The sequence below is a fragment of the Prosthecobacter sp. genome (assembly GCF_049294395.1).
In the GTDB taxonomy this organism is placed as follows: Bacteria; Verrucomicrobiota; Verrucomicrobiia; order Verrucomicrobiales; family Verrucomicrobiaceae; genus Prosthecobacter.
Genome location: NZ_JBAQCR010000294.1, coordinates 1 through 14,680 on the forward strand (window position 1 = coordinate 1; position 14,680 = coordinate 14,680).

At 62.8% G+C, this 14,680-nt stretch carries 4 protein-coding genes; all 4 read left to right on the forward strand.

The genetic code is table 11. The annotated features are described in order from the left end of the window. A partial coding sequence (locus WAW39_RS19705) for a putative porin (protein WP_422320874.1) occupies positions 1-1,646 on the forward strand: 1,646 nt, incomplete at its 5' end. Between the two features lie 4 nt (positions 1,647-1,650). Then, complete coding sequence (locus WAW39_RS19710; protein WP_422320875.1) at positions 1,651-2,358, forward strand: hypothetical protein; 708 nt, start codon at positions 1,651-1,653, stop codon at positions 2,356-2,358. A gap of 67 nt (positions 2,359-2,425) precedes the next feature. Continuing rightward, positions 2,426-3,265, forward strand: coding sequence for a peptidylprolyl isomerase (locus WAW39_RS19715; protein WP_422320876.1), 840 nt, complete (start codon positions 2,426-2,428; stop codon positions 3,263-3,265). Between the two features lie 11 nt (positions 3,266-3,276). Further along, a partial coding sequence (locus tag WAW39_RS19720) for a filamentous haemagglutinin family protein (protein WP_422320877.1) occupies positions 3,277-14,680 on the forward strand: 11,404 nt, incomplete at its 3' end.

A 14,680-nucleotide genomic window follows, 5' to 3' on the forward strand; every position in this document is an offset into this window, starting at 1 on the left:
CGTCTGATTTGATCAAGGGCGCGGAAGAGGATGCGGCCTTTGCGAAGGCGCAGGCGCAAGCCCTGGCGGAGACGCAGGCAGCGGTGGCCGCGCAAACCGCGATGCCGCCGGTGCAGCCGGACGCTGAAGAGGTGCGCGTGACGTACATCCCTGAATCTGTGAAGGCGCAGATTCGCGACCAGTTGCGCACAGAAGTCTTTGCGCAGGCGCGCGAACAGCAGTGGGCGGCGCCGAACTCCGCTCCGGAATGGACGCAGCGGATCAAGCTGTTTGGGGACATCCGCACGATGTACCAGGGCTTTAACTTTCCAAAGGGGAATGACAGCACGACGGGAGCTTTCCCGAACTTCAACGCGATCAACAGCGGGCAGCCGTTTAACTTCGGGGTTGATAACCTGGGCCTGATCCCGCCGCAGCTCAATGTGGACAAGAGCCGTGACACGTACCTGATGCGGATGCGCCTGGGCTTTGACATTGACCTGCAGGACGGTTTCACCGCCGGCATCCGCTTTGCGACGGGCAGCACGAACACGCCGGTGTCCACCAATCAGGCGATGGCAGCAGCGGGGCCTGGCGGACAGGGCGGCAACTTTTCCAAGTATCAGCTGTGGCTGGACCGCGCGTTTGTGAAGTATGAGGCGTCTCTGACAGAGAACACGGATGTGGCGATGTTTCTGGGCCGGTTTGACAACCTGTTCATGACGTCCAGTGAAATCATGTGGGATGAAGACGTGGCGCTGGATGGCGCGGCCTTCAAGCTGAAGAGCACGTGGAACCCCGACTTCAAGACGTGGCTGAGCGGCGGTGCGTTTGCCGTGTTCAACAGCGCGCTCAACTTCCCTGACAACAGCACCACGAAGGGACAGAGCTATGACAAGTACCTCTTCGCCGCGCAGTTTGGCGTGGAGTTCAAGGTCACCGATGACATCGAGGGCAAAATGAGCCTCGCGTATTACGACTGGGAAAACATCGAAGGTCGATTCTCCAGCCCGTTCGTCCCGGCCTCCGTCAACGACGCTGGCGACACTGACAACAGCCGGCCGCTGTTTGCGCAGAAGGGGAACACGTACCGGAAGATCCGCAACATCACCCCGACGGCGGGAGCATCCCCCGGGGGCAACCTGAACGGCACGGTGGCGCAGTTTCAATACTTCGGTCTGGCCACGAAGTTCCGCCAGATCGCCTGGGCGGGACGTCTGGACTTCAATCATATGAGGCCGCTGCAGGTGTCCCTGCTGGGCGAGTTTGTGAAAAACGTGGGGCTCGACCAGACTGCGATGCGCAATCTGAACCGGGCTGACCCGGTGGTGAACAACCGCAGCGGCGGCACCGGCAACTGGGAAGGCGGCGACACCGCGTGGTACATGGGCGTGAACTTTGGTAAGCCGACCACGCTGTTCAACGAACGCGGCGACTGGGCATTCGGCGTCGGCTACCGCTACGTGGAGTCTGACGCGGTGGTGGACGGATTCACGGACTCGAACTTCGGCGGCGGCGGCACGAACATGAAGGGCTACACGCTGAGCGCGGCGCTGGCGCTGTCCAAACAGACCGCGCTCCACCTCTCCTACATGGCCGCCGCGCAGATCGCGGGACCGGCGCTCCGCTCCGACGTGATCATGTTTGACCTCACCGCCCGATTCTAATTTTATGAAGCAACGCATTGCATCCCTCATCGCCTTTGCCGGCCTCATGACCGGCGCCACTCATGCCGCCGAGGAGGCGGACCCAGCCATGGCCGTGCTGAAACGCATGCGCGACCAGCTGCGCAACGTGATGATCCAGCAGCAGAAAACGGAGGCTGAGCGCGCGACGCTGCAGGCTGCGAACCTGGAGCTGGAGGAGAAGGTCAAGAAGCAGGAGGCGGAGTTCAAGAAGCTGGCCAAGGACAGCAACGCGCAGAAGGACGCCGATGCCAAAGCCATCGCGGAACTGAAGGCGAAGGTGATGGAGGAGGAGCGCGAGAAGGCGCAGCTGCAGGAGGCGCTGGCCAGCTGGAAGGCCGGGCATGAGAAGCTCAAGCAAGCGGCGATGAAAGTGGACGCGCAGCGTGCGGAGCTTTCGGCACGGGTGATTTTGCAGGACCGCAAGCTGGCGGATTACCAGCGCAAGAATGACGAGCTGTTCAAGGTGGGCAGCGAGATCCTGTCGAAGTATGAGGGCTTTGGACTGGGCACGGCCATCGCCGCGCGCGAGCCGTTCACACGCAACATGCGGGTGAAGCTGGAGACGCTGGTGCAGGACTATGGTGACAAGCTGGTGGACAGCAAGATCAAGCCTGACGAGGCACCGAAGACCGCCGCGAAGCCTGCACCGAAAGATGACCCTGCCAAAGTGCAGGCACCCGCCAAACGCTGACATGAAAAAGATGCGCTCAAACCTGTGGTCTTGCGTGCTGCTTTGCTGCGGCTTGAACAGCCTTATAATGGCAGAAGAAAGCGACCCGGTGGTGGGAAGCATCGGAGACATCGAGCTGCATCAGAGCGAGGTGCTGGCCTCCTTTGGCACGCTGGGCAGTGTGGACCGGGAGGCGCTGGCACGTGACACTGCGACGCTGAACAAGCTGGTGAGATCCATGCTGGTGCAGCGGGTGATCCTGAAGGAGGCGCTGGAAAAGAAATGGGAGGAGGAGCCGGGGACGGTGGCGCTGCTGAAGAGCACGCGTGAGGCCGCGATCGCGGACAGTTATTTGAAGGCGCTCAACCGCCCGCCGGAGTCGTACCCCAGCGAAGCGGAACTGAGGACGGCGTATGAGAACGGGCGTGCGGCGCTGACGGTGCCGAGGTCGTTCCGGCTGGCGCAGATTTATGTGGCCGAAGAAACCGGTGCGGAGAAGAAGCTGAAGGCGGTGCAGCAACGGCTGAAGGAGAAGCCGGCCAGCTTTGCGCAGGTGGCGCGTGAGATGAGCGAGGAGAAAGAGAGCGCATCACGCGACGGGGAGATCGGCTGGCTCAAGGAGCAGCAGATCCAGCCGGAGATTCTGGCGCAGCTGCCGCAGCTGAAGGTGAACGCGATTTCCGCCCCGGTGCGGCTCAAGGACGGCTGGCATATTCTCAAGGTGCTGGACGTGCGAGAGCCGTTTACGCCGATCTTTGACCAGGTGCGGGTGCAGCTGGCGCAGCGCATGCGCAATGAAAAGAGCAGCGCCAGCATGCAGGCGTATGTGTCGGAAGTGTTGCACAATCACCCTGTGGCCATCAACGAGGTCGCGCTGTCTAAGCTACTGCAAAATGCTCCGTCAAACGACGCGGGCGTGAAACCTTGAATGTCTCCGATATGAAGCTTTTCCCCCTTATCTTTTCCAAACCGCACCGGTTCTCCTGCGCGCATGTGCTGCTGGTGCATGTGCTCGTTGTTCTGACAGGCGTGGCACCGACGCCGCTGATCGCGGACATGCTGAGCACGAACATCGGGATCGCCACGGGTGGTGGTGGCAGCGGTGGAACACCTGCTGCGACAGCGCCGGGAGCGGCGAATGCGATCGACACTGCAGCGGCGACGGCGCAGGCGCATGCAAACGCGCAGGACATGCTGACGCGCAACTCGATGGCGCTGGAAGCGGTGAACGCCATGCAGGAGGCCGCGCGGGCCGCAGCAGCGGGAGCGACGAATGCGGGAGCAAACCCGAACTTCCCCGGACAGACGCTGCCGGATGTGCCCAATGGTCTGGGCGTGGGCGGGCTGGACATCAATGGTGCGCCGACCGGGGCGAATGCGCCGACGCAGTCGCTGCAGAACGCGCACACGATTGTGACGATCCAGCAGACGCAGCAGCAGGCGCTGCTGAACTGGAACACGTTCAACGTGGGCAGTGACACGACGGTGAAGTTTGACCAAAGCGCGGGCGGCGCGGATGCGGGGACGTGGATCGCCTTCAACAAGATCACGGACCCGTCGGGCAATCCGACGCAGATCCTGGGCTCCATCGAGGCGCAGGGCCAGGTGTACATCATCAATCAGAACGGCATCATCTTCGGTGGAGCGAGCGAGGTGAACACCCATGCGATGGTGGCGTCCGCGCTGCCGCTGAATGACAACCTGGTGACGCGCGGGCTGCTGAACAATCCGGATTCACAGTTCCTCTTTTCGGCCAACGCACAGCCAGCAGGCACCAAGGGACCGACACCGGCCTTCACGCCGCCTTCGGTGCCGGCGTTTGGGAAAATCGGCAACGTGACGGTGCAGGCGGGGGCGCAGATCACCGCGCCGACGTCTTCCGCGAATGTCGGCGGGCGGGTGGTGCTGGTGGGGCCGAATGTGACGAACAACGGGACGATCAGCACGCCGGACGGGCAGACGATCCTGGCGGCGGGGATGGAAGTGGGCTTTGACGCGCACAGTTCGGAGGATCCATCGCTGCGCGGGCTGGATGTGTATGTGGGAGATGTCGGCAGCTATGGAGGAACGGCGACGAACGCGGGGCTGATCGAAGCGCCGCGCGGGAGTGTGGAGATTGCTGGCAAAGTCGTGAACCAGAACGGGTTCATCGACAGCAGCACCTCGGTGGCGCTGAACGGACGGATCGACCTGCTGGCGAACTACAACGCGGTGCCGAACATCAACTACAATTCCTCGGACCCGACGCTGGGCGGACCGTTTGTGTACCAGTCGGCGAACTCGACGGGACAAGTGAACGTGGGGAGCGGTTCGGTGACGCAGATCCTGCCGGAATGGGCGAGCACGGAAACGGTGGTGGGAACGGAGCTGGCGCTGAAATCGCAGATCAATTTCCAAGGGCTGAGTGTTTACTTCGGGCAGAACTCGGTGGTGCTGGCACCCAACGCCAACGTCAGCATCAGCGCGGGCATCTGGGATCTGCTGATGGCCCCAGGGAACACGGATCTGGAGTTTGTGGCCTCCAGCGGGCAGATTTACATGGATCAGGGAGCGGTGATCAATGTCGCGGGGTCAACGGCAGTAGCCACGAACCTTTCCAAATACATTTTGACGATCACGCTGCGCGCCAACGAGCTGGCGGACTCGGCGCTGCAGCGCAATGGCAGCCTGCGGGGAGAAACGATCACCGTCGATCTGCGCAACCAGGGAGTGCGGAGCGATGGCACGAAATGGGTGGGGACGCCGCTGGCAAACCTGACAGGCTACCTCGGCATCATCAACCGGACGGTCGGGGAACTGACCACCGCCGGGGGCACGGTGACAATGAAAGCCGGTGATTCGGTGGTGATGCAGCAGGGGGCGCAGGTGAATGTATCCGGCGGCTATGAGGACTTCAGCGGAGGCACGGTGGCGACCACGCTGCTGGCCGTGGGGGGAAACCTGGTGGACATCGCCAAAGCAGATCCGAACGTGGCGTATGCCGGCATCTACACGGGCAGCACGTCCGTCACAGACACGCGCTGGGGGACCACGGCGACGACGACCGGGATATTTGCCACGCCAAGCCATTATGAAAATGGATACAGCAGCGGGGGCAACGGAGGCAGCCTTGAGATTGCCGCGGCAGCCATGGCCCTGGATGGCAGTTTGAAGGGAAACACGATCATTGGCCCGCAGCAGCTGGAGACAGCGCCGCAGCAGAGCAGCCTTTCCCTGGCATTCCAGACGCAGCAGGTGAGCCGGGCGCCATTGCGGTTCCCCACCTATTCTCCAACGCCCCCCGCCATTGAGTTTCGGAACGGCGGAGTCACGCAGACTGCAGCCGATGCCTTTGCGCTGAATGGCAGCGGAGCACCGCTGGCGCTGCGGCAGGACCGGCGGGACACGGTTTATCTTTCGCCAGAGCTGCTGACCACGCAGGGCTTTGGCTCGCTGCTGGTGAACAACGGTGACGGGGACATCACCCTGCCGAGCAATGTGGCGCTGACAGCCGCAGCGGGTGGTACGATCCAGCTATACGGAGCGAATGTGAACATCCAAGGAACGCTGTCTGCGCCGGGTGGAAAACTGGAACTGATCGCCTACAACATCTCGCCCTACCTGACGGCGCTGTTGAAAGCGCAGGGATCATATGCCGTGGTGCCACCCGTGAGTGCCACCCGTGGCAAGGTGACGGTGGGAGCCACTGCGGTGATCAGCACCGCCGGGCTGGTGATCAACGACCGGAGAGATGCAGCCGCACCCCTGACGGTGCCACATTTCGTCGCCACCAGGAACGCGAGCGGTGAGATCGAATACCGCAGCACGACGCAGGGTGGAAGCATCAGCATTCAAGGCTACATAGCCGAACTCGCGGCGGGGAGTTTGGTGGATGTTTCAGGCGGACTGACAGCGAGCCAGGCGATCACGTATGGAGCAGGCGGCAGCCTTTCAATCCAGGCTGGAAATGACCCGTTGATCGGATCCCTGGTGGGCGGGCACCTCACACTTGACGGCACCCTGCAGGGCTACTCTGGCTCCACGGGCGGCGCGCTGGCCTTGAAAGCCCCGACCATCCAGGTGGGAGGCAGCGCGACCTACCCGAACACGCTGCTGCTGGAAGCAGGCTTTTTCAGCCAGGGCGGGTTCAGCAAGTTTACACTGCTCGGACTTGGTTCAGACATCACGCCGCCTGCCGGTGCGCAAACCTTTGCGCCCGCCATTCTCATCACGCCGGGCGTGGTGATCCGGCCGGTGGTGAGCAGCCTGCAGGCCAGCATTGAACAGCAGAACGGAAAGAGCGCGATCATGCTCACGCATTTGCTGCAACCAGAAGGCTACCGCAACCCAGTGACACTGGACTTCGAAGCGGCCGGGGTGACGAATTTTGTGGACAACCAGCTCGTGGTGCGTGGCAACATCGTGATGGGAGCAGGGGCGCTGATTGAAACGGATGCGCTTGGGAGCGTGACGCTGCACGGGCAGACCGTTGAGATGAGAGGGAGCATCGTGGCACCGGGAGGCACGGTCACGATCAAAGGAGCCAACCACTATCCTGAAAATGGGAATTCGAGCGTGGCGTTTGCGACCGTGCATTTGAGCAGCACGAGCAGTGTCTCGACCGCAGGCAAAACGGTGCTGCTGGCGGATATCTATGGCCGGCGGGTGGGCACGGTGCATGCCGGTGGAACGATCAAGGTGGAAGGAAACATCGTGGCGGATGCCGGGGCGGTTCTGAATGTCTCCGGCACGAGCAGCGTGCTGGATTTGCTGGCTGCGGAAGCCGGGCTGGAGGTGGCGGCGCAGAATTCTGTCTCCGGACTGAACTCGGTGGCAAGCTCCGTTGCGGTCCGGGTCGACAGCAATGGAGGGCTGATTGAACTGAACGGCGGGGAGTTTTTATTCTCGAATGCAACGCTGGTGGGGAACGCCGGCGGCAGCACCGCGCAGGGAGGTGTGCTGACCGTCACCTCCGGTCTGTTTATCTTGCCGGGTTTTGCGAGGGATGACAAGGACACGACGCTGATGGTGGCCCAGGACATGGGGGCATTCACGCAGCCGGTGTTTGCCAGCGGTCAGGATGTGGTGGGCAAATCACTGGTGAACGCCTCGGGGTCGGGCATCACAGCCCAGGGCTACTTTGGGGCGAACTCGTTTCTCAATGGCGGGTTTGATTCACTCAATCTGGAAGGCAACGTGCAGTTCAGCGGCGCGGTCGATGTGACAGCCAGGGGCTATTTGAAAGTGGCGGACGGCGGAGTGATCGCAGCGAATGATCTGGTGCGTCTGACCGCAGCCTATGTGACCCTGGGCAAACCTTTGAGAGAGCCGACCCGCGACGAGGAGCTGGTCAATCCGTTCATTGTTTCCAATCCAGGGCTGGGAAACAGCCCGAGCTACTTCGGTCCGAGCCATGGCAGCGGAAGACTCGAAGTGGTGGCTGATTTGATCGAGACGGGCTTTCTTTCGCTGAAGAACATCGGCCAGGCGAGCCTGACAGCCCGGCAGGAGCTGCGCGGCAATGGGTATTTCGACATCGCGGGTGATCTGACGATCACGGCGGGGCAGATTTATCCGACGACGGCCTCCACCTTCACCATCACGGCCTACAATCATGCCGGGGGCAATGGTTCGGTGACGATTGCGTCATCCGGCAGCACTCCGGAGTTCCCACTTTCAGGCGGTGGCAGGCTGAACATTTATGCGGCGACGATCACGCAGAAGGGCACGCTGCGCGCGCCGTTTGGGACCATCACCCTCGGCTGGGATGGCACAGGCACGGCGCCCAAAGGTCTGGTGACGAATGTGAGCGTGCCGGTGACGCAGCAGATCACGCTTGGCAGCGGGAGCGTGACGTCTGTTTCAGCCATTGATCCGCAGACGGGTCTTGGGGTGCAGATTCCCTATGGTCTGGTGAAGGATGGCAGCGTGTGGATCGACCCCACCGGTCTGGACATCACGAGCATCGGCGTGCCGGACAAGTCGGTGCGAGTGTCTGCGACGAACGTGAGCACGGAGGCGGGATCGGTGCTGGACATTCGAGGCGGGGGCGGGTTGTACGGCTACCGATGGGTGTCAGGCAATGGCGGCACGCAGGACATCCTCGCTTCGAGCGGAGTCTTTGCGATCATTCCGGGCTACAGCTCATTGGCCGCGCCTTACGCGCCCTATTCGACGTCGAGTGTGAACGCCAGCAATCTGGGCGGAGACAAGGGCTATGCGAATGACAGCCTGAAAGTGGGAGACCAGATTTACCTCAAGGGCAACTCACTGGTGGCGGCGGGCACCTACACCCTGCTGCCTGCGCGGTATGCGCTGCTGCCGGGGGCCTTGCTGATCACGCCGAGTGCGGGAACCGCGACTGATGCGCTGGTGAAGCCTGATGGGGCGGTGATGACGAGCGGCTACGTCTTCAACAGTCTGAACCCATCGGTCTCGGGCAGCCTGTACCAGCAGTATGAGATCGCCCCGCAAAGCGTGGTGAAGGCACGTGCGGAGTACACCGATTATTCGGCGACAACCTTTATCACCGCCGCACAGCAGGGCCTGAGCCTGCCGGTTTCACGCACGGCGCTGGACGCGGGCTATGCACTGATCGGCGCCCAGCAAAACATGCAGCTGGACGGGAATGTCTCAGCCAGCGGGATGCAGGGCGGACGTGGCGGGCGGGTGGACGTCAGCAGCCCGCTGGACATCATTCTGGCAGCACCGGGTGCGCCGGCACAGAGCGGCAAGCTGGTGCTGAACGCCACGCTGCTGAGCGGGTGGAATGCGGAAAGCCTGCTGATCGGCGGGGACCGCACCTTTGGCACCAGCACGAGCACCGTCAATGCGCGCAGCAACCAGGTGACATTGGATGCCGGGGTGGCCCTGACTGGCACTGAAATCATCCTGGCAGCGAAGCAAACGATCACGCTGGCCATCAATGCGACAATCACGCAGACCGGCACCCAGACCGCTGCTGATTCTCTGAACCTGAGCGGCAATGGCTCGCTGGTGCGTGTCAGTGGTGTGGCCACGGCGCAGACGCTGCGCACCGGGGTGACGACCTCGGCACTGCCGCAACTGAACGTGGCGGCGGGCGTGCGAATCAGTGGTGCGAGCATCACGCTGGACTCCAGCAATGTGACCGCGCTGGACAACAGCGCCAGCCTCACCTCCCAGGCGGTGAATTTGAACAGCGGCCGAATCTCCGTGCTGCTGACCACCCCCGGCGCTTTGCAGACCACCGGCAGCCTGGTGCTGGGTGGCACCACCCTGGCGGGCCTGCAAAACACCGCAGCGCTTTCGCTGCTGAGCTACACCTCCATCGACCTGTATGGCACGGGCACCTTTTCCAGCACGGGAACCCTGGCGCTGCATGCGGGTGAAATTCGCGGCTTCAACCAAGGCGCAGACAGCATCAACCTGACGGCATCCGCCATCCTGCTGGACAACAGTGCGAACAGCACGGCCGGCACGGCGGGCACGATGTCAGGCGAGCTGAATATCACGGCCGCGACGATCACGATCGGCCAGAACGCGCTGGCGGTGGCGCAGTTTTCGACGGTGGCACTGAATGCCTCCGGCGGCATCTTGATGCAGGGAGCGGGATCATTCACCGCGCAGGGCGACTTGAATGCCGTGACGCCATTCATCACCGGCGGCAGCAACGCAACGCAAAGGCTGGTGGCGGGAGGGAGCCTGAGCCTGACGCAGCCGACGGGCCCGCTGGCGACGCCGACGAGCCTGGGACTCGGTGCGCAGGTGACGTTTGAAGGAGCGAGCGTGACGGCCAGCACGGCCATCCTGCTGCCCAGCGGCCAGATTTCCCTGCATGCCAGAACGGGAGATGTGAGTGTGAGCGGCAGGCTGGACGCCGGAGGCAGTGTGCGGCATTTCTTTGACCAGATACGCTACACGAATGCGGGACAGGTGATCCTGACAGCGGACAACGGCAACGTGACGCTGAACTCGTTCGGGAGCATCAATGTGGCAGCGGCGGCCTACGGCAGCGGGGGGACGTTTACCGCCAGCGCCGTCCATGGGCAGGTGAGTCTGAACGGAGCCCTGACGGGACAGGCGGGGATCGCAGGCACGGCAGGCTCCGCCAAAATCGATGTGAGCGCCCTGCCCTCCTTCAGTGCGCTGAATGACAAGCTCAACGCGGGGTCATTTACGCAAAGGCGCGATGTGCGTGTGCGCAGCGGGAATGTGACGATTGAGGGCCTGGTGACCGCGCACGAATTCTATCTGGGAGCGGATCAGGGATCGATCACGGTGAATGGCGCCATCGACGCCTCCGGGGCGACGGGCGGCACGATCAGACTGTCTGCCAATGGCAGCCTCACGCTGAACACGCTGAGCGGGACAGGTGGCAGTGTGGTGGGAAGCAGCCGCAGCATCACGGTGAGCAACATGACGGGAGTCTCCGTGGGGCAGTCGGTGAGCGGTACGAACATTGCCGCAGGGACCTACGTCACCGCGATCAATGGCAATCAGGTGACCCTGAGCCAGGATGTGACGGCGGCCGTGCCGACGAGCACGAGCCTGGTCTTTGGGGCGCGGCTGAGCGTGGCGGCGGCCGACTTTAACAGTGCCGGCAAGGGAGGATCTGTGACGCTGGAATCCGGCACGGACCGCAATGGCTACATCGGCACCAGCAGTGTGCTGGGCGGGGCAAACGCCAACAGTGTGAACGCCGCTGACAAGGTGACGATTTTGGCAGGGACGCTGATCGACCTCTCGGTGGCCTCCAAGGTGGCGGGTGCTGCCACGGTGGTGGGATCGAGCGCGTTTCAGGGGAAATTCAGCGGCACGCTGCACATCCGTGCGCCGCAGATCAACACGACGAACAACTCGCAGTCCGGCAGCATCAATGACATTCTGGTGAGTGCGGTGGATGGCAGCATCGTGGACGCATCGAGCATTACGGTGGAAGGTTACCGCATCTATGATCTGACGGGCGCAAGCGGAGCGAGTGTGGCGATTTCCTCTTCGACGCAGTCAAGCATCAACACCCATGCGCAGGCATTTCTGGGCGCGTCCGGGAGCACCTCGGCCACTTATACAAGCATCACCAACCGGCTGCTGGCGAACAATGCAGGGCTGTCCTCCGTGTATGTGCTGGCGCCGGGGGCGGAGATCATCAACCGCACCGGCAATCTGACGCTGGGAACTGCCACCTCGGCGGCTGCGGAGGACTGGAACCTTGCGACCTTCCGCTATGGCCCCAAGAGTGCGGCGGGCGTGCTGACGCTGCGTGCGGCGGGCAATCTGGAATTCTACAACACGCTGAGCGATGGCTTTCAGGTGCCGACCACCGGCATTGTCGTCGAGCGGATGTGGATGGCCACGCTGATGGCACAAAGCGGCCTGCGCCCGCTGAACAACCAGTCGTGGTCCTACCGCATGGCGGCGGGAGCGGATTTCTCGGCATCGAATTTCCGCGAAGTCGTGGCGCTGAGCAGCCTGGGAGCCAACTCGGGATCTCTGCTTCTGGGCAAAGATGCGGGACAGGCGATTCCCACCAGCTCCGGGCTCAACTCGTCACCCGGTGAGAGCGCCGTGACGCGGCTGGCCATCAATCCCAACAACAGCACCTCGACCACGACGGACACGACGACAAGCAACCGCTTTCAGGTGATCCGGACGGGCACGGGGAGCATTGAGATCGCCGCCGGACGGGATGTGCAGCTTTTGAACCAGTTTGCCACCATCTACACCGCAGGGGTGGCGGTGGCGGCGGCGACGACGGTGTTCGCCGCCGGTGACTTTGTGCTTCCCATCGTCACTGTGACCTCGCTGCCTCAGACCTCGCTGGGCGCAGTGCAGCAGCTCTACGCCCCCCAATACAGCATGGCGGGGGGGAATGTGGATGTGTCAGCCCAGGGGGACATCATCCATCTGACGAAGGATTCGCAGGGCAACCTGATCATGGATTCGCAGCGTCAACTGCCCAACAACTGGCTGATGCGCCGAGGGTATGTCAATGATGCGGGAATTTATGGAACCACGCGGGTTTCCAACGGCATCCCGCAGACCGTCAATGACGTGGCTTCGTCCACGACCTGGTGGATCAACTTCAGCAACTTCTTTGACGGCGTGGCCGCGCTGGGCGGTGGCAATGTGACGCTGAAGGCAGGACATGATGTGCAGAATGTGAGCGCACACGCGACCACCAACGCCCGTGCGGCGAGGGGGACGCCCAGCGCGGCGACTCTGCTGGAGCTTGGCGGCGGGGATGTGGTGGTGCAGGCGGGCCGCAACATTGACGGCGGCGTTTACTACGTTGAGCGCGGCACCGGCACTTTGAGCGCAGGTGGAGAGATCACCACCAATTCGACGCGTTCCCCCTCTCTGGGCCTCCTGGGGTCGGCGGCAAGCATCTACCCTGAAGCCACCTGGCTGCCCACCACCCTGTTTGTGGGCAAAAGCAGTTTTACGGTCAGCGCGCGTGGCGATGTGCTGCTGGGCCCCGTGGCAAACACCTTCCTGATGCCGCAAGGGGTGACCAACAGACATTGGTACAAGACGTACTTCTCCACCTATGCGTCCGACAGCAGTGTAGCCGTGACTTCGCTGGGGGGCGACATCACCATCCGGCAGGCCGCAACGGTGCCGGACTCCACCACGCCGGAAAGCATGCTCAGCCTGTGGCTGCGTAACTCGCTGCTGCTCAACGCCAGTTCGGCGGCGTACTACCAGCCCTGGCTGAGACTGGCGGAAACCAACGTGGACCCCTTCAGCACGCTGACCACACTGATGCCTGGCAGCCTGAAGGCAGCGGCCTTCTCCGGAGACATCAATCTGACGGGCACCCTCACTCTCTCGCCGTCGGCCACGGGCACCCTGGAACTGCTGGCAGCGGGCGCGGTGAACGGCCTGCGGCCCAATGGCGTCTCGACAAGCATCATCTCCAACAGCCAGACCACGGTGTGGACTTCCGCCTCGGTGAACCTTTCGGATGCCAATCCGGCATCCATTCCCGGAGTGCTGACGCCGTATGCCTATTATCAAACCTACTTCAACCCGGCCGCGCCGACTGCCTTCAACAACCCCATTGCCCAAACCACGAGAAGCACCTTTCTACAGACGATCGACACGTTGTTTGCCGAATCGGGATCGACGTCCGGGATCTATGCATCCACCCAGACGAAGCAGGCGCTGCATGCGGCAGGACTTCTGCATGCGAACGACGCGAACCCGCTGCTGGTTTATGCAACCGGGGGCGACATCTCCGGTCTGACGCTGTTCTCTGGAAAGCTGGCGCAAATCCTGGCGCAACGTGACATCACTGACATTGCCTTCTACATCCAGAACACCCAGACCACGGACGTCTCAGTGGTGTCCAGCGGGCGAGACATCGTGGCCTACAATGCGAACTCCGCGCTGCGCTCCCTGGCGGTGGCGAAAGGCAACCTGCCGAACGCGTTCGAGACGCCGAAATCGGGCGACATCCAGATCAGCGGACCGGGGACACTGCAGGTGCTGGCGGGGCGGAATCTGAATCTGGGCACGGGATCGAACGACAAGGACGGCACGGGCGTGGGGATCACGAGCATCGGCAACGGGCGCAATCCTTATCTGCCGTTTGCGGGAGCGGATTTGATCGTGGGTGCAGGCATGGGGGCGGCGGCGGTGGGCATCGGCGGTGGGACACCGGACTTTGGGGCGTTCATCACTTACATTTCCACGACGGCGACGGGTGCGCGTTATCTGGCGGAGCTGGCGGAAATCCTGGGCGTGGCTTCGGTGAATCTGAATGATCCGCTGCTGACGGCGGACGAGCAGAAGCAACTGGCGATGGCGGTCTTCTACCTGGCGCTGCGTGATGCAGGGCGTGACCACAATGATCCGGACAGTCCGAACGTGGGGACTTATGCCGAAGGCTATGCGGCCATCGCGAAGCTGTTCCCGACGACGAGCGAGGGGAGCATCCAGACGCAGGCGCGTGACATCCGCACGAGGAGCGGCGGGGACATCAGCATTCTGGCGCCGCAAGGGGGGCTGCAACTGGCCTCCACAACGATCGGCAGCACGCTGGCACCACCGGGGATCATCACGGAAGGGGGCGGGAGCATCAACATCTTTGCAGGCAAGAGCGTGGACATCGGGATCTCGCGTATTTTCACCCTGAAGGGCGGCGACATCATGATCTGGTCCACGACGGGAGACATCGCGGCGGGGTCGTCTTCGAAGACGGTGCAGTCCGCGCCGCCGACGCGGGTGCTGATTGATCCGCAGAGCGCGAACGTGGCGACGGACCTTGCGGGTCTGGCGACGGGGGGGGGCATCGGCGTGCTGGCGACGGTGGTGGGCGTGCGTCCGGGGAACGTGGACTTGATCGCACCGATCGGTGCGGTGGATGCGGGTGATGCGGGGA